At 62.7% G+C, this 16,385-nt stretch carries 19 protein-coding genes and 2 pseudogenes; 6 read left to right on the top strand and 15 right to left on the bottom strand.

The window, feature by feature from the left end; all coding sequences use genetic code 11:
• Window positions 1-87 precede the first annotated feature (87 nt).
• Complete coding sequence (gene clpP / locus ACNQQL_RS09545) at window positions 88-741, bottom strand: ATP-dependent Clp endopeptidase proteolytic subunit ClpP (RefSeq protein ID WP_010092137.1); 654 nt, start codon at window positions 739-741, stop codon at window positions 88-90.
• 140 nt (window positions 742-881) lie between these two features.
• Window positions 882-2,228 (bottom strand): trigger factor, encoded by a 1,347-nt coding sequence (gene tig, locus ACNQQL_RS09540; RefSeq protein ID WP_347063973.1) that lies wholly within the window; start codon window positions 2,226-2,228, stop codon window positions 882-884.
• Window positions 2,229-2,619: 391 nt separating this feature from the next.
• Here tig and ACNQQL_RS09535 point away from each other — a divergent pair, with 391 nt between their 5' ends.
• Both ACNQQL_RS09535 and ACNQQL_RS09530 read left to right on the top strand, forming a co-directional pair.
• Window positions 2,620-3,765 (top strand): glycerate kinase, encoded by a 1,146-nt coding sequence (locus tag ACNQQL_RS09535; protein ID WP_347063972.1) that lies wholly within the window; start codon window positions 2,620-2,622, stop codon window positions 3,763-3,765.
• Between the two features lie 62 nt (window positions 3,766-3,827).
• The gene (locus ACNQQL_RS09530; protein WP_072437146.1) at window positions 3,828-4,277 is read left to right on the top strand and encodes a MarR family winged helix-turn-helix transcriptional regulator; all 450 of its coding nucleotides are present in this window, start codon (window positions 3,828-3,830) and stop codon (window positions 4,275-4,277) included.
• A 193-nt stretch (window positions 4,278-4,470) separates the two neighbouring features.
• Here ACNQQL_RS09530 and ACNQQL_RS09525 read toward each other — a convergent pair whose 3' ends face one another.
• Both ACNQQL_RS09525 and ACNQQL_RS09520 read right to left on the bottom strand, forming a co-directional pair.
• Window positions 4,471-5,469 (bottom strand): 2-dehydropantoate 2-reductase, encoded by a 999-nt coding sequence (locus ACNQQL_RS09525; protein ID WP_347063971.1) that lies wholly within the window; start codon window positions 5,467-5,469, stop codon window positions 4,471-4,473.
• Between the two features lie 100 nt (window positions 5,470-5,569).
• Window positions 5,570-5,734 (bottom strand): annotated as a pseudogene (locus tag ACNQQL_RS09520) (LuxR C-terminal-related transcriptional regulator); the annotation flags it as partial.
• Between the two features lies 1 nt (window position 5,735).
• Between ACNQQL_RS09520 and ACNQQL_RS09515 the strand changes: the two are divergent.
• The 3 genes and pseudogenes from ACNQQL_RS09515 to ACNQQL_RS09505 all read left to right on the top strand — a co-directional run.
• Window positions 5,736-6,290 (top strand): annotated as a pseudogene (locus tag ACNQQL_RS09515) (class II histone deacetylase); the annotation flags it as partial.
• Window positions 6,291-6,408: 118 nt separating this feature from the next.
• Window positions 6,409-6,639, top strand: coding sequence for a hypothetical protein (locus ACNQQL_RS09510; protein ID WP_072437144.1), 231 nt, complete (start codon window positions 6,409-6,411; stop codon window positions 6,637-6,639).
• Window positions 6,640-7,111: 472 nt separating this feature from the next.
• Window positions 7,112-8,458: a hypothetical protein gene (locus ACNQQL_RS09505; protein ID WP_347063970.1), complete on the top strand. Its 1,347-nt coding sequence runs from the start codon at window positions 7,112-7,114 to the stop codon at window positions 8,456-8,458.
• A 221-nt stretch (window positions 8,459-8,679) separates the two neighbouring features.
• Here ACNQQL_RS09505 and ACNQQL_RS09500 read toward each other — a convergent pair whose 3' ends face one another.
• The 7 genes from ACNQQL_RS09500 to ACNQQL_RS09470 form a co-directional block, all read right to left on the bottom strand.
• Window positions 8,680-8,868: a hypothetical protein gene (locus tag ACNQQL_RS09500; RefSeq protein ID WP_347063969.1), complete on the bottom strand. Its 189-nt coding sequence runs from the start codon at window positions 8,866-8,868 to the stop codon at window positions 8,680-8,682.
• Window positions 8,868-10,265, bottom strand: coding sequence for a hypothetical protein (locus tag ACNQQL_RS09495; protein WP_347063968.1), 1,398 nt, complete (start codon window positions 10,263-10,265; stop codon window positions 8,868-8,870). The genes ACNQQL_RS09500 and ACNQQL_RS09495 overlap by 1 nt, the downstream gene beginning before the upstream one ends.
• Complete coding sequence (locus ACNQQL_RS09490) at window positions 10,258-10,602, bottom strand: hypothetical protein (protein WP_347063967.1); 345 nt, start codon at window positions 10,600-10,602, stop codon at window positions 10,258-10,260. Before ACNQQL_RS09490 ends, ACNQQL_RS09495 begins: the two co-directional genes overlap by 8 nt.
• A gap of 3 nt (window positions 10,603-10,605) precedes the next feature.
• Window positions 10,606-11,241, bottom strand: coding sequence for a hypothetical protein (locus ACNQQL_RS09485; RefSeq protein WP_347063966.1), 636 nt, complete (start codon window positions 11,239-11,241; stop codon window positions 10,606-10,608).
• A 3-nt stretch (window positions 11,242-11,244) separates the two neighbouring features.
• Entirely contained in the window at window positions 11,245-12,399 is a 1,155-nt protein-coding gene (locus ACNQQL_RS09480; RefSeq protein ID WP_347063965.1) for a hypothetical protein, read from the bottom strand.
• A 202-nt stretch (window positions 12,400-12,601) separates the two neighbouring features.
• Window positions 12,602-13,045, bottom strand: a complete 444-nt coding sequence (locus ACNQQL_RS09475; protein ID WP_347063964.1) for a hypothetical protein — start codon at window positions 13,043-13,045, stop codon at window positions 12,602-12,604.
• A gap of 261 nt (window positions 13,046-13,306) precedes the next feature.
• Entirely contained in the window at window positions 13,307-13,558 is a 252-nt protein-coding gene (locus tag ACNQQL_RS09470; RefSeq protein WP_347063963.1) for a transcriptional regulator, read from the bottom strand.
• Window positions 13,559-13,700: 142 nt separating this feature from the next.
• Here ACNQQL_RS09470 and ACNQQL_RS09465 point away from each other — a divergent pair, with 142 nt between their 5' ends.
• Window positions 13,701-14,120 carry an Arc family DNA-binding protein gene (locus tag ACNQQL_RS09465; RefSeq protein WP_347063962.1) on the top strand — a complete coding sequence of 140 codons (420 nt, stop codon included), beginning with the start codon at window positions 13,701-13,703 and terminating at the stop codon, window positions 14,118-14,120.
• A 181-nt stretch (window positions 14,121-14,301) separates the two neighbouring features.
• On the opposite strand, the gene ACNQQL_RS09460 is transcribed toward ACNQQL_RS09465, so the two are convergent.
• The 4 genes from ACNQQL_RS09460 to ACNQQL_RS09445 all read right to left on the bottom strand — a co-directional run bounded on the left by ACNQQL_RS09460 (window position 14,302) and on the right by ACNQQL_RS09445 (window position 15,925).
• The gene (locus ACNQQL_RS09460; RefSeq protein ID WP_347063961.1) at window positions 14,302-14,793 is read right to left on the bottom strand and encodes a hypothetical protein; all 492 of its coding nucleotides are present in this window, start codon (window positions 14,791-14,793) and stop codon (window positions 14,302-14,304) included.
• A gap of 206 nt (window positions 14,794-14,999) precedes the next feature.
• Window positions 15,000-15,281, bottom strand: a complete 282-nt coding sequence (locus ACNQQL_RS09455; RefSeq protein WP_347063960.1) for a hypothetical protein — start codon at window positions 15,279-15,281, stop codon at window positions 15,000-15,002.
• Complete coding sequence (locus tag ACNQQL_RS09450; protein WP_347063959.1) at window positions 15,274-15,561, bottom strand: hypothetical protein; 288 nt, start codon at window positions 15,559-15,561, stop codon at window positions 15,274-15,276. Before ACNQQL_RS09450 ends, ACNQQL_RS09455 begins: the two co-directional genes overlap by 8 nt.
• On the bottom strand, window positions 15,554-15,925 hold the full coding sequence (locus ACNQQL_RS09445; RefSeq protein WP_347063958.1) for a hypothetical protein: 372 nt from the start codon (window positions 15,923-15,925) through the stop codon (window positions 15,554-15,556). Before ACNQQL_RS09445 ends, ACNQQL_RS09450 begins: the two co-directional genes overlap by 8 nt.
• Window positions 15,926-16,385: the final 460 nt, after the last annotated feature.

Below are 16,385 nucleotides of genomic sequence, written 5' to 3'. Positions count from 1 at the left end.
GGCCGGATGCGCTTGCCGCAGAGGCTCGGGGCGTGCGGAACATCGCAGGGGCGCCGCGCGAATCGGGGCGGCACCCCACTTAAAAGTTTACGGGCGCTTCAGCAGCACCTGGTCGATCAACCCGTACGCCTTCGCGTCTTCGCTCGACATGAAGTTATCACGGTCGGTGTCGCGCGCGATGCGCTCGACGTCCTGGCCCGTGTGCTGCGCGAGCAACTGGTTCAGCCGCTCCTTCAGGTAGAGGATTTCGCGCGCCTGGATCTCGATGTCGGATGCCTGGCCGCGTGCGCCGCCGAGCGGCTGGTGGATCATCACGCGCGAGTTCGGCAGCGCGAAGCGCTTGCCCTTCGCGCCCGACGCGAGCAGGAACGCGCCCATGCTGGCCGCGAGGCCCATGCACAGCGTCGATACGTCCGGCTTGATGAACTGCATCGTGTCGTAGATCGCCATGCCGGCCGACACCGACCCGCCCGGGCTGTTGATGTACAGGCTGATGTCCTTGTCGGGATTCTCGCTTTCGAGGAACAGCAGCTGCGCGACCACGAGGTTGGCGGTCTGGTCGTTCACTTCGCCGACCATGAACACCAGGCGCTCCTTCAGGAGACGCGAATAGATATCGTACGAACGCTCGCCGCGGCCGCTCGTTTCGACGACGATCGGCACCAGCCCCAGTGCTTGCGCCTCGAAACCCTGCGGCGCGTTCGAAGCAAGCATGTCCAGCAATTCAGCGCGAGTGATCATTCAATGAACCTTGTTCGAATGGAAAATTGAACGGAGGGAAGCCGCCCGCTCAATCGCCATATTAATGGCAACCGTGCGCTTGACGTAAAAACGGCGTGCAGGCCGTCGCTCCGACAGCCGGCACGCCGCTAGAGCGACACTTACGCTTGCGCCGATGCGCTCGCGAGTGCCTCGAAGCTCACTTCCTTGTCCGTCACCTTTGCCTTGCCCAGCACGAAATCGACGACGTTGCTTTCAACGACGAACGCTTCCATCTCGGCGAGGCGCTGCTGGTTGGAATAATACCAGCGGACCACTTCCTTCGGGTCTTCGTAGCTCTTCGCGAACTCGTCGACTTCCGCGCGGATCTGTTCCGGCTTCGCTTCGAGGCTGTTCGACTTCACGAGCTCGGCCAGCACCAGGCCCAGCTTCACGCGACGCTCGGCCTGCTCGGCGAACATCTCGGCCGGGATCGGTGCGTCCTTCGCGTTCGGCACGCCGCGCTGCGCCAGATCCTGGCGAGCCATTTCGACGAGACGTTGCTGGTCCTGCTCGATCAGCGCCTTCGGCACGTCGAGTTCGGAAATCTTCAGCAGCGCGTCCATCACCTGGTTCTTGACGATCGACTGCGTGCGGCGCTTCGCTTCGCGCTCGAGGTTTTCCTTGATCTCGCCGCGCATCTTCGTGAGATCGCCGTCTTCGATGCCGAGCGACTTCGCGAATTCGCCGTCGATTTCCGGCAGGTGCGGCCACTCGATCTTCTTCATCGTGACCGTGAATTGCGCGGTCTTGCCCGCGACGTCGGCACCGTGGTAGTCGTCCGGGAACTTCAGGTCGAACGTGCGCGATTCACCGGCCTTCAGGCCCAGCGCCGCGGTTTCGAATTCCGGCAGCATGCGGGCTTCGCCGAGCACGAACGGGAAATCTTCGGCCGTGCCGCCCTGGAACGCGACGTCGTCGATCTTGCCGACGAAGTCGACCGTCACGCGGTCGCCGTTCTTCGCTGCGGTGTCCGCACCGCCGTCGCCGTGCTCGCCGGCTTCGCCGCGTGCGTGGTAGTGCACGCGCTGCTTGCGCAGGATGTCCAGCGTGCGGTCGATTTCGGCGTCGCCGATCGACGTCGTCGAGCGCTCGACTTCAGCCGTCGCCAGATCGCCGATCTTCACTTCCGGGTAGACCTCGAACGTCGCGTCGAACGCGTACGCATCTTCGGCTTGCTCCTGCTTCGGCTCGAAGCTCGGCTGGCCGGCGACGCGCAGGTTTTCCGCGCGGCTGATCGTGAAGAACTCCTGGCCGATCTTGTCGCTCAGCACTTCCGCCTCGACCTGGCCCGCGTACTGCTGCGCAACCATCTTCAGCGGCACCTTGCCCGGGCGGAAACCCGGCATGCGCACGTTCTTCGCGAGTTTCTGGATACGGGCGTCGATTTCCTTCTGCACGGTGTCTTTCGGCAGGGAAATCGTCACGCGGCGTTCAAGCTTGCCGAGGTTCTCAACAACGTTAGCCATGGCTTCAATCGTCCTAAAATTATTCGAGCGAATCGGGTTTTCCTTGCCGTGCCTGCCTGCGGCGTGAAGTGAGGGTCACGTTCACACGCCGCGCCGGAGCGCCACGCCATCCCTGCACGCGCCGGATGGCTAGCGCAAGCGGCTCGGAGCACGGCTTTGGCCGGAAGAATCGACTATTCTAGCAAACAATTTTCCTCGCACCTCCAGTTCGGCGCGACGCGCATGCGTCTGCGCCATGTCGGCGGCCCCTTGCACGGCAATGCGCGCGGATCGCCGCTATGCCGTACGCCGTATCCACCGCGGGCCCGCCATCCTGTAAGCTCCAATTGAGGGTGCGCCGCCGTCGCGGCCCCTGCCGTTCTTCACACCAATCACGCCTTCCGGAGACACCATGCCGCAACACCCGTCCGCGCCTGTCGTCGTCATCGCGCCCGATTCGTTCAAAGGCTCGCTTTCCGCCGAGCAGGTCGCGGACGCGATCGCCACCGGCATCCGCCGCGCCCGCCCCGACGCGGTCGTGCGCTGCTGCCCGATGGCCGACGGCGGCGAAGGCACGCTCGACGCGATGCTGGCAGGCGGCGGCACGCGGCGCTCGCTGCGGGTGGCCGGCGCGTCGCTCGCGGCACGCGACACGGCGGTCGGCGTGATCGACGCGCGCACCGCGATCGTCGAGACGGCCGAGATCGTCGGCATTACCGACCCGGTCGGCATGAGCGTGCCGGTCGACGCGCGCAGCACGCGCGGGATGGGCGACGCGATCCGCACGCTGCTCGACGACGGCGTGCGCCGCTTCTTCGTCGCGCTCGGCGGCAGCAGCACCAACGATGCGGGTGCCGGGCTGCTCGCGGGCCTCGGCCTGCAATGCTTCGACGCGGCAGGCCAGCCGGTCGAGCCCGTGCCGTCGCGGCTCGCCGACATCGCGCGCCTCGACGCGTCGGGACTCGACCCGCGCCTGAAGGAAGCGGAATTCGTCGGCATGTCCGACGTCGACAACCCGCTGACGGGCGCGCACGGCGCGACCGCCGTATTCGGCCCGCAAAAAGGCGTGACGTCCGCGCAGGTTGCGACCCTCGACGCGGCGCTCGGCCATTTCGCCGACCTGCTCGAAGCCGCGCTCGACCGACGCGCTCGCGACCTGCCCGGCGCCGGCGCCGCGGGCGGCCTCGGTTTCGCGCTGTACATGCTCGGCGCGCAGTTCGAAGCCGGCGCCGAAGTGGTCGCGCGGCAAGTCGGGCTCGATGCGGCGCTCGCCGGCGCCGACTGGCTGATCACCGGCGAAGGCCGCTCCGACGTGCAGACGCTGCACGGCAAGGCGCCGTTCATCGCGTGCCGGCACGCACAGGCCGCAGGCGTGCCCGCGTCGCTGCTGTCGGGCGCGGTCGACCCGGCCGCGCTGCCGCGCCTGTCCGAACATTTTTCCGGCTGCTTCTCGCCGGCTCCCGGGCCGATCACGCTCGACGTCGCGATCCGCGACGCGGCGAACCTGCTCGCGAACGAAGCGGAGCAATTGACACGCCTGAAGTATGGCGCACACTGACCGTTGACCCGAGCGCGCGATACAGGAACAATCGGGCCCGCCCTTTTTCTTCAGGATTCGACATGAAAGGCCGTCAAACCGGGCTCGATCAGTTTCTGACCTATCGCCTCCATGCACTCACGAAGCGATCCGACCGCGGGATCGGCGAGGTGTACCGGCACAAGCTCGACATCTCGCTGCCCGAGGCACGCGTGATCGCCGCCGTCGGCGCGTTCGGTCCGTTCTCGATCATGGATCTTGCGCGCCACACCAATCTCGACAAGAGCCAGGCGAGTCGCGCGGCCGAAGCGCTGCTGCGCCAGGGGCTGCTCGAGCGCAGCGCGAGCGACGAGGATGGCCGGATCGTGCTGATCGCGCTGACCGCCGACGGCCGCGCGCTGCATCGCAAGATCATGCCGATCGTGCGCAAGTGGAACGACGGGTTGCTCGCGTGCCTGTCCGACAGCGAACGCCAGACGTTCGAGCGGCTGCTCGACAAGGTCGTTGCGCACGCAATCGAGCGGGACGACTGAGCCTGGCGGGCTCGGCATCGGCAGACGATCGAGCCCTGCCGGCGGCATCGATCCGACGAATTCGACGGGCCGCCCGGGCCGCGTAACCAGCGACCGGGCGGCCCGTTTTGCATCATGCGGCGACACCCGCCAAGGAGCGCGCTTCGCCGCGTTGCCCGCGACCGCGACCGCGAATCCATCAGCCTCGCAGACGCTACAGCCCGCTGTTGGCCGCACGCTGGCGCAGCAGTCCGAGCACCGCGTCGCAATACGGGGTCGGCACATCGAGCTTGCGCCCGAGCTCAGGAAACACGCCGAGGATCGGCCCGATCTCGAGCGGACGCCCCGCTTCGAAATCCTGCAGCATCGACGTCCTGAACGCGCCGAGCTTGCGCGTGACCGCGATCCGTTCGGGCCCGCTCATCCCCGTCGACAAGCCGAGCTTCGCGCCGATCGCGGTCGCCTCCTCCATCATCCGCAGCGCGAGATCCTGCGTGAACGGGTCGTCGAGCAACTGCTCGGCCGTCGACCCCGTCAGCGCGCTCAGCGGATTCATGTTCATGTTGCCCCACAGCTTCGTCCAGATTTCGGTCCGGATCGCGGGCGTTGACTCGACGTCGAACCCGCCCGCCGCGAGCGCCGCGGCGAACCGTGCGGCGGCCGTGTCGAGCCGCGGATCGGGTGCGCCGACGATCAGCCGGTTGCCGCGCCCGCGGCGCACGACGCCCGGCGCGTCAGTGCTCGACGACAGGTGCACGACGCAGCCGATCGCCTGCGCGGGCGGCAGCGCCGCCGACACCGCGCCGGCCGGATCGACCGCGTCGAGCGGCACGTTGTCGATCGGCCCTTCGAGCCCATGCGTGAACCACCACGGCAGCCCGTTCATCGCCGCGACGATCACGGTGTCCGGCCCGACCAGCGGCGCAAGGCGCGCGGCCAGCGCCGGCAGCGCCTGCGCCTTCAGCGCGATCACCACGTAGTCCTGCACGCCGAGCGCGGCCGCATCGTCGCTCGCGCGCACCGGCACCGACGATGTGACGCCCGCCTCGTCGATCACGCGCACGCCGTGCGCGTTCAGCGCGTCGAGCGTCGCGCCGCGTGCATATGCGCTCACGGTCATGCCGGCCCGCGACAGTGCGGCCGCAAGCAATCCGCCGATCGCGCCGACACCGACCACCGCCGCGCGCACCGACCCTGAATTCATGTCGTTCATGATGGAATTCCGTCTCCCGGGAGCTGACGAGCATAACGCTCAATGGTTGCGGACACAACCATTAGGGCGGGAGCGTGCCACGTGCGCGCGTTCGAGCGATTCAGCGCGGCTCGCCGCCCGCTTCCACCGGTTCGTCGTCGGTCGCGCCGCCCGTCGCGCCGAGCACGCCCGCGATCTGGCTCTTGTCGTGCATGCCGAGCTTGCGGTACGCACAGCACAGGTAGCGGCGCACGGTCGTCGGCGAAATCGCCATCTGTTGCGCGATCCATGACGATCCGGACACACTGACGATCTCGCTGCACCAGGGCCGCTGCTTCCCGCCCGGCTACAGCGGCGCGGACGATCGCGGCGAAGGCGCGGGTATCGGTGCGAGCCTGAACGTGCCGCTGCTCGCGGGTAGTGGCGACGACGCATATCGCTACGCATTCGAGCGGATCGTACTGCCCGAGCGGATCGTACTGCCGGCGCTGGAGCGTTTCCGGCCCGAGCTGATCGTCGTTGCGAGCGGCCTCGACGCGAGCGCGGTCGATCCGCTCGCGCGCATGCAGCTGCATACCGACAGCTACCGGTTCATGACGCGCGCGGTGAAAGATGCCGCGCAGCGCCATTGCGGCGGGCGGCTCGTGATCGTTCACGAAGGCGGCTATTCGGAGGCGTACGTGCCGTTCTGCGGGCTCGCGATCGTCGAGGAGCTCGCCGGCATTCGCACCGACGTCGCCGATCCGATGCTCGACCTCGCGATCGCGCAGCAGCCGGGCGAGCGGTTCGTCGCGTTCCAGCGCGAGTTGCTCGACGAACTGGCTGCGTCGTTCGGGTTGTAACTTGTAACGCTCGGGAATGAACATGATGGGGCCGGCATGCGCCGGCCCTTGCGCGATCCGTGCGGATGGGGTTTCCTGTGCTTTTACCCCTGTTTCGGCCCGAGGCCGCACTCTTCCGATGAAATCGTCCCCGCGCGATAACGACGACAACGCCAAAACGCGCCGCCAGCCTTCGAAGCTGGTGCTGAACATCGCCGCCGTGGCGGTCGGCCTCATCACGTTCGCGATCGGCGCGGCGTGGGTGATCTATAGCTGGATCGTCGATCGCGAAGCGCAGTATTTCGCGATCCCGCTGGTGTTCTCGGTGCCGGTGATCGTGGCGGTCGCAATCCGGAGCTTCTGGGAGTAGACCCGCCAGAAACGAAAAAGCGCTGCGGTCAGCCGACCGGCAGCGCTTTTTCGGGAACGGCATCCTGACGGGTGCTGGTTCGACTTCTGGTGTGAGGCCGGATTCACATTAAGCCGCCTCACCCAGTATCTATTGGCTTTCGCCGAGTTCGTCTTTTCGAAATGCCCCCACATATGCCCCCTTGCGAAGAAGCTGTCAGTTTGTCGTTGTAACCAAACAACGAACTGATCAACTTTGATCATCGCGCAAGGAGATCGTCATGGCAAAGAACTTCGGTGGAGCATTTCGTGTTTCGTTGGCAGTTGCAATTCTGCTCGCTTGTGCCGCGTGTGGGGGTGGAGACGATCCGGGGCCTCCGGTAGCGCGCAATGCGACGTCAGGCGGCCAAATTGGCCCGGTATTGCGTCCATGCGAAGCACCCGAAGCGCCCTGTCCGGCGTCGCAGGCAGTCGGGCGCAAGTAGCAGACCGGAATGCAGCTCTATTCCACGACCGACACCGCTGCCTCGATCCGGAAGGCCTTCGCAGGATTCACTCATGTGCTGGTGAACCGTGGATACACCACGATCAAGCCGGTGTTCTTCAAGAGCGCATCGATCGCCGATCTCCCCGTCTGCGTATGGGCGTGGTGGGATCGTGCGAGCGATGGGCAGTTGGCTAGATGGCGGGACAACGGTGGCGTGTTGCTTGATCGCTACACGTATTCCGACCGGGCGGGCCCGGCAGACGTCCTCGTATTCGTGGAATGCCCGATGACGATGGACCGGATAACGCGCTCCTACGCGAATACATCGGAGTACACCGTAATCCCGACCCCGCACACCTGGCGCGTACACGAGGAATGCATCGACCTTCGCACGCCGCGCGTCGACGATCTGCGCGCGATTTGGACCGCGTGTCGAGGACAGCGGTTGACGGATGAGCAGCTCGAGTCGAAAACCGGCATAACGTGCGCGATGCGGATCGGATGCGATCTTCGATTCGAACAGCGTCTGATCGCGCACATCCTGTGCTTGGAACAGCGCAGCCTGAGCAGCCTGTTGGCTCTGGCGCAATATCCGATTCGACTCGATCTGCCAGCGCTCCGTCGGATCAAGATGCGGATCGCGCAGACGCGCTTCTTCGGCTTCGAAATCCCGATCCGGAGCAGCCGGCGCAGGGGTGCGTGCAGTATCGGCCAGCCGGCCGCGGCGCTCTACTTCCGCTTCGAGCGCGGCCAGGCGATCCGCATCAGACGTCGAGCGCCGCGTGGGCGCTGCGGGCTCGACGAAATCGAAGTCGAAATCGTCATCCGGAGCATCAGCAGCGCCAGCGCCGGTAACAGAATCGCCACCGCTAGTGCCATCATCGTCAGCGCCAGCGCTCCCAGGATCACCGCCAGGATCCGCCACACCGTCATCGTCGACGCCGGGAAACAAAAAGCCGAGAAGTCGCTGCAGAAGCTTGCTCATGGTCGCCCTTATGCGTTGCCAGCGCCCACGGCTTGGATGCTGGCCGTTGTCGCGCTGGTGATGGTGATCACGAAGTCACGGAAGACCGTTGTGGCGATGGTCATCGTTCCGGCGAGCGTCCATCCGGTGTTTGTCGTCACGGTCAACGTCTGCGTGGTAGCGACATTGATGACCCGCAGCTGCCAAGTCAAACCCGCCGGGCTGCCTTGCACTACGGCAGGGAGTGCGGCAATCAGATTGGCGACCGTCGGCAATGTGATTGCACCGCCGGCGCCGAAAGTTCCGGTGAAGGCGAGAAAGCACTGCGCGGCGCCACTGATTTCGGTTGCCGAAAGTGTCTTCGATGCCGTCGCGGCGTCCGCGTTATAGATCGCTTCCTGCAGCGGGTTGATGCCGAGAATCGAGGCGTTCAAACCGGTCTGGTCGGGCAACGCACCGTTCATAGGCACGTTCGGGTTCTGACCGGGGCCGATAGCCGGGAAAATGAGGCCGACGAGACGAGCCAGAATGGTTTTGCGCACGATGATCTCCTGATCAGGGTTGTGCGATTTGTATAGCGGTTTCCCGCCTTTCCCAAGCATCGATTGGACTCACACGACTATCGGGGGCGGCAGCGAAGGCGGCGCGGTGAAATTCACGCCATCATATGAGTAGCCAGGGCAGACCGGGGAGTCCGGCGTCAGAAGAACGGAGGTCAATGGATTCGACCACGGCGATTGACCATCCCAGAGCACGACATTTACGACCAATCCGCTCTGCACCAATGCGTAGCGGTTCATCAGTTGTACTCCTGGATGATCACGACACCCTGAGAACCCGCACCGCCAGCTTGTGCTGCGCTACTCGCACCGATAACTGAAGCGCCACCGCCCGCCCCGTACCCTGAAGCAGCGCCGCCAACGCCATTAGCCATTTCTATGCCGCCGGCCCCCAGCATCGAATTCGCACCTATGCCCCCAAAGGCTAAGGTTGAATTGGAGACCCCCCAAAACCCTATAGCTCCATTGGAATTGACGATATTGCCGCCAGAAGCGGATCCCCCTGCTGAAGGCGCCGTTGCGGCATTAGCGACTGGGCCGTTTGAAGGGCCGCCGGCCCCGCCATTCGCCGTGATGCCTGCAAAGGAGGTGTTCCCCCCAGCACCGCCTGCAGCGCCAGATGCGGCTACGCCAGCGGCACCGATCGTGATCGTTGCGCCGCTGAAACCACTCGTCATACGATGAAGGATGTAGCCGCCAGCCGCCCCTCCCGAACCGCACGAAAATTGCCCTGCGCCGGTTGCCGCTGCGCCGCCGCCTGCGCCGCCGCCACCCTGAATCGCGACGATGATGCTGTTCGTCCCGGCAGTAGGTGTGTAGGTCGTACTGGACGTGAAAACGCGAACGCCGATCAGTGTGCCGGTCGGATAGCCGAATACGGGGTCTGCGCTTGCTCCTTGGCTGATGAGCGCCTGCCCTACTGTCGCGCTTGGTCCCACCGTCGCAACGTTCCCGGTTCCTTCGCCGATCATGACGCCATGGGTGGTGATCGTTGTCAGCCCCGTGCCGCCGGCTGCAGGCGCAAGCGTCCCCCAGTTCGGATCGGCGGAAGCGCCCCCAGATAGCAACGGCTGACCGGACGTACCAGCGGAGGTTTGGTTGATTGCCGCAGCGCCTTCGCCGATCAGCACACCATGCGCCGTGAGCGTCGTTCGCCCTGTTCCACCTCCCGCAACCGATGCGGTAGCGAAAGACGGATCGGACGACGAACCGTTCGATACGAGGGGAACCCCGGTCGTCGCGCCAGGGGCGGCGAAGTTGACCGGGCTCGATCCCTCTCCGAGTATCACGGCATTCGCCGTGAGCGCGTTGCGCCCCGTGCCGCCGCTCGTCACGCCGATCGGCGATGTCGTCGCAACCGTCACGCCGGCGATGGATCCGCCCGTGATGTTCACCGCATTCGCGTTCTGGTTTGCCATCGTTCCGGCCGGAGATCCGTTCACGCCCGACACGGTCGGATTCGGATAGGTTCCGCTCAGGTCGCCGCCGGCGGGGCCGGTCGGATCGGATGCCACGTTGTTCAGCGCGGTGGTGACCTGATTCGCAAGCGCGTTGAACCCTGCCTGAATCTGTTCTGGCGGGACATCCTTGCCTTCCGCCCGCACTTGCGGAGGAATGATTCGAAATGCGTCAGCCATGGAGCGCCTCTAGCCTTTCCTGTGAACTGGGGTGCAGCGCGCTTCCCGGATGCGGGTGCCGGCGCAAGAACATGCGCATGCCTGCGACCAAGCCCTGCTTCTTCACATACTGGTCCGCCGCCAGTTCCTGCTCACGCACGCGCGCGAAGACCCATTCGGGACGAACGATGAGCTGCAGCGTCAAAAGCCACCAGAGACGTCGCCACGGATCGTGTCGGATCAGGTGTGCGCGCTCGTGTGCAATTACGGCGTCCTTTTCGATCTCCGTCAGCGATCGAAAGAAGATGCCGGTCTGGATGGTTCCCCACGGCGTGCATCGGGCGACGAAGCGTTTCATAGGTCACCCGAGATACTCGAGACGTAAGCGAGCGGCGTATTGCATCGATGTGGCGCCGGACGATGCGTAGTTGCTCGTCTGGTACTGAATAGTCGTACCTGCTTTGACGTACATCATCTGCGAACCCAGTCCGAACGCACCCGGTGCGTTGGCGGTGTTGGTCGGTGTCATCGTAGTGGCGGACAGCGCCACCCCCGAATCGTTATCGGTCCACGTGACACCGACGTTAGGAAGCGTCGAAGATGTCGTCGCTGCCTGAGTTACGACGGCCTGAGCTGACACTCGGTACCATCCGGCGCCGCCCGCGGGAACCGTATAAAGAGTCGTCGACGAAATGTTCGATGCTTGCGTCAGTTGAATAGCGGATGCGATCTGGATAGGGACGCCTTCGCCAACAAGCGGAAGGCCACCGTACGACATCAATGCGCTGGAGATTTTCGCGACCGTCGGATTCGGGTAGTTTCCGGATAGATCCCCGCCCGCTACACCACCTGGCGTCTGAGATTGAGTCGCCAGCGTATTCAGCGAGGTTTGCGTCTGGTTCGACAGGCTGATAATTGCCTGCTTCAACGACGCGGGATCCGCCATCCCACCGAGAATTTGCAGAATCGATTGCGAGATCTGGAATTGATCGGACATGGTTTACCTCGGCCCCGCCATTGGCGATGCAATCTGATCAGGATGAATCATGCCGGCCGGTCCCTGCGGCCGCGGCTGGCCGGGCTGCGCGCCGGCGCGCGGCGTACCCGCGACACCAGGACCCGCGCCGCCGGGCACGCCTGGTTGGCCCTGGGGTTTCGGTTGCTGTTGCGCCTGGAGCTTGGCCTGCATGGCTTGCTGGTGCTGCTGAATGTGCGCGCGGAACAGGCCTGCCGCGTCGCCCGTGAGCTGCGCGGCCTGCAGATGCGAGGCAATGTGCGCGCGGTCGTCGTCAGCCTGGTGAATCTCAGCAGGCAGGCCGTTGTGCATCATCAGGTTCTCGTCCTCGGGCTCGAGATGGAACAGGTTCCGCTCGTCGATCAGGATGCGCGGCGCGACCTCGGGCCCGAAGATCTGCTCCGTGCCGTACTCGAGGATCGGCCCGATGTTCAAGCGCCGGCCGTCGAGCTGCTGCGGCGGGATGCCGCGCAGGACGTTCATCCAGGCGATCATCTGCTGCATGCGCTGCAGGTTCTGTTGATACGACGTGCCGCACCAGCGGAAGAAGTAGCGCTCGCCGAACGCTTGCGGCGGGATCGTCTGCAGGTTCGCGCGCGCGCCGATCTCGCCGAGCACTTCAACGGTCAGCTCTTCGGTACGGAACTGGCGGTCGAGTTCGAACATCCATTCGAGCAGCGGGTTGAGGATCACTTCCTCGTACCGCTTCGCGTTGTCGATGATGTTCGATTCCTGCTGCTGCGCCATGGCGGCCATCTGCGCCTGGTTCTTCCGGCCGGCGGGCATCTTGCCGAGCATGGCGTCATTGACGTCCATCGACTCGTTGATCTGCTGCTTCAGGTTCTCGCAGAGCGGGATCGCGTCCTTGTAGATGGCCGGGAAGTTCGCGAACTTCGTCTTGTCCGGGTCGGTCAGCCACACCGCGGCGAGGCCAGGCGACTCCACGAGGTTTCCGAGCGCGCTGATACGCAGCTCACGCTCATAGTCAGCACGGGCTTGACCGGTTACGGGTGCTACTTCCGCTTGGTCGATCGACCACTGATTCAGGTCGGGACGAACAAACCACCGGAGCCGCCAAATAGTTCGAAAACTCTGACACGGGGGATTACCAACAACGACGTCAAGATCGATGCGATTCATTCTTACCATCCTTGCCCAAGACTTACTAAGTAGTCGGAATTAGACAAAATAAAAGCCCCGCCTTTGGGGAAAGCTGCCGGCGGCCAAGCCGGTTCGGTTTGCCGGAGGGTTCGGCTTACCTCAACTCTCCCCGAAAACGGGGCTTCCCTCTTACTCCATCGATTGGCAGTCGATATATATAGGCTAAATCGATTTCCCTTTTTTATGGCGTACTCGGGCCAAATCCGGCCAAAACGACTGCCATACGAGCTCTGAGCCCCGTCAGAACTGCCTTCGATGCCAGAAAAGAAGCCGCACAAGGCCTTGTACGTGTCAGGTTTTCACGATTCTCGGTAGTCGCAGCAACGTGCTTGATCACGTCCCCCATTCCGTGGAACTCACGGAATACCGGATAGACCTTGATGACCTTGTCGATGACGTTCGTATGCAGCATCACGTCGCTTCCCCCGTCTTTCAGGTGGGAATCCGCGCCGGCAGTAGAATTGCCGATGCCGTAACCAAAACGACTACTCCTTCGGGGACATTCATGCGCTTCCACCAACAACTCATCGAGGCCATCGGCCATATGCGAGTTCTTGAGCTTCGATACGACGGCTATTCCCGCGTCGTCGAGCCGCATGCGTACGGGGTCAGCGATGAAGGTCATTACCTGCTCCGCTGCTATCAGACTGCTGGCGGCAGCCAGTCCGGGAACTATGTCGGCTGGAAGCTTCTCCGGACGGACGAAATAGGCTCTCTACACGAGAACGGCACTGTCTTCCAAAGCGCGCGACCTGGTTATAAACGCAACGACTCAGCCATGCAGCATATCTACGCTGAGCTTTGAATTCGGCGCCGCAATTGCACGGACCATCCGGATATGCCGGTTCGTTGTGCATTGCGCAATCGCTGGCGTGATCGACCCTATTCACGCCGCCTCCCGATCTTCCGGGGACGTCGCGACGTAGCCAAGCGGATCCGCCAGCCACCGGTGCACTTCGGCGTTGCTGTACACCGTGCACTTTTCGGAAAGCCGAATCGGTTTCGGCGCTTTCCCGGCGATGCATAGCTTGCGCCAGGTCTCCCGGCCGATGGGCAGATACGGGGCGATTTGGCGCCACGTCGACAGCCCGACCGTCGGCAACATCCGTTCGCTATGCGCTGGTCCGTCACTCTTCATGGTCGTTCCCTAGTAACTTTCTTCCCAAATTCGCCCATTTGCCACTATCATGCCTTCAAAACGAAGGCACGTTAGAAGCATAACTTGCCTCCAATTTGAAGGCAACTTCATTTTGGAGGCAAATTGGAGTCAAGAGGTCACCATGGCTACTCAGGACGAGTACATCAAGACAGCGCTGCGCCTGCCGCGGCACCTCCACGCAGACATTGCGGTCAGCGCAGAAAAGGCCGGCCGCTCCATGAACGCGGAGATAATCGAACGACTTTCCAAGAGCTCGGATCTCGGCCATCTTCATCGCGTTATCGAACAGCTAACGCAGGTGATGGAAGGAGATCGAAAGGATATCCAGGTCCGACTCGAACTGGCTCGGATGCTGTTTGAGCAGACGATCGACGCGCTGGAAGCTGCGGCGTTGAAGACCTTGCAGCAAGGCACGACCGATGCGGACATTCAGCGACTTCACGACGAAATATCACGCGCGCGATCCACGCTACAGGTGCTTGCGCCGCAATCGACTTACTCAATAGACGCTCGGCGGAAACCATTCCCGGAACAGTCGTAGGCATTCCGCCATGAGGAATAGCTCGATTGCTGAGACAGCAGGAGGGTCTCGACAGATTCACTTTCGGCATCTTTCGTCACTGTTGGCAAGTTGGTGGACGAATGCTAGACACCAGGCTACTGTGTGAAAACCTCTATCCCGGCACGGTTACTCACCATCCCGGGATGGTGAGGATGGGGCTTCAGGTTGTCTCCTTTTCCCAGGCACGCACCCAGTCTTCGATCTTTTTCGAACTCTTTAACTCATCGAATTTATCGAGCATGTCGCGCGCAAAGGCTGCCTTTGACGGATATCGAGAAGGATCACAGCGCCACATTTCCCACAACTTCTTGACCTCTGCCTTCGCGCGCTGCTTAGGATCTTTGGAATATCGCGCGAAGCTCGCGCTTCTTTGTCGATCTCGAAGTAACTGTTCGATCAGCGTATCATTTTTCTTGCCCTGCAGCATTCCCGCGCAAAACCAGAGACTTGCCGCACTGATGCCGTTTTCGGCAATCAACCTTGCGTAGTCACCCAAGGTCGCATCCTCCGACAAAAACAATTCCGTCATTTTCTCCGCTAATTCAATCTCTAACCCCATGGTTTTTTTCGTTAGGATACCGACTTGTCTGAGCGCCTCCTGATCATCTCGATTGGTAAAACTTCTTTTAAGCCATGGCCACACCTCATCCATGTTCCACGATTCTTTCAATGTCCTGTAGACAACTGTCGATTCATCCGCTGGTGGCTTTCTCGCTTTCGACATACGCGCCCCTCACGCCCCTTATAGAAGAGCCGCGCCAACAGGGTAAGGGAGCCCTGCGTTCGCCCCGTCGAGCTAGGCGCGGTTGAAACGATTATGCCGCACGGATTCCGTGCGGCATGCTGCGGCGCAGAACGTCAGATCCCGAGCCAGTAGTCGGAATCCTCTAACTCTTTGATCGGGTCCCAACAGTCAAAATACGGCCCGCCGCCCTCGAACGCGTACATGTGGAATAGCAGCGCCAGGGCATCATCGAATCCGGCGCGCTCGGCACCATTCAGGCCCGCAGCAGCCTCGCGAATCTTTGCCGCAGTCTGATGCGGGTAGTTGTGCTCCGGGTCTGCTTTCCATTCCCGAAGCCTGGCTACCAACGTCGCGGCGCCAATCCGGTATCCCGGGGGCAAGTAGCGCTTAGCCATGGTGAACTTCCTTGTCTCCGACCTCGATAGCCGCGACGGCAGAATCGAGTAGCCCCTTGGCTATCCCCGCGGCCGTGAGAACGGCATACAGCTGGCTCGTATATTCGGTGCTATTGCATGCCGTCTCGCTCAACACGTCCAGCACAACGCCGAGATGGCACGATGACGCTTGCAGGGCGTCTAGAACCGGCAGACCGGCCGTAACCGACAGGAAACTGGTCATCACACTGACCTCGGGAAGCGTATCAGGAAGCGTCTTGAGTGCGCGAATGTCAGTCATGACGCACCTCCGCAGACTCTTTCGCGTGCTTGGCCAGTTGCAGGCCTTCCACCATTCGATCCGCAACTTCGGTCAGGTACTGGCCGATGAGCTCGGCCGCGTTCAGCAGCCCCAAGTGAGCTGCTTGTCCGAGAGGTTCAGCGTTCGACATTCCCGGCTCGCAGCTGCTGTTATGAACCAGCCGGGCGATTGTGCTGATCGCGTTAGACGCGCGATACACATCAGCGACGAGGTTCGCTGGAACCATGGCAAATTCAGCGTCGTCGCCGGTGACCCAATGGTCATTCATCAGCGCGCCGCAAAACGTCGGATCGGTGTAGTCAGGTGTGGAGGGAGAAGCAGACGAAGACTTGACGGTAGACATGGTGCATCCTCTAGAGTGGATGCCTGCCCTCTCGTCGCCAAACGGGGGTGGGCAGGCGAATGACAAGGTTGGCGAACCGGATCTAGAGGAAACCGGCAGACCCGAAGGTCTCCCTACCATCGCCCGCCCATGAACTGGACGCGTGCGTAGTATACAGACGAAAAAATACCGCCATATGGCGGTCGTCGTCCGCCTCTAGAAGTCAGGTCGCCAAACCCGTCGCTTGTTGTCTCAAGCGCAGTACTAATGTAGTTCTATGCCCCGCGCACGTCAAGGAATAATTTGTCGACCCGATACCGCGTGGTTTTTCTTCGTCAAGACGCGCTTGCTTTTTTTTGGAGAGGCAGGATGAACCGCGCCGGGAATCGTGGAGGCCGGTTGGTTTAAGTTAATGCAGGCAAGTCAGCGGCATTTCTGAGTTGCCTGTAGTAGTTTGCCTCAGCCTCAGCGGGCGGGATAT

It is taken from the genome of Burkholderia sp. LFS061 (assembly GCF_047978125.1).
Classification (GTDB): domain Bacteria; phylum Pseudomonadota; class Gammaproteobacteria; order Burkholderiales; family Burkholderiaceae; genus Burkholderia; species Burkholderia pyrrocinia_C.
This window is presented reverse-complemented; position numbering and strand designations above follow the sequence as displayed.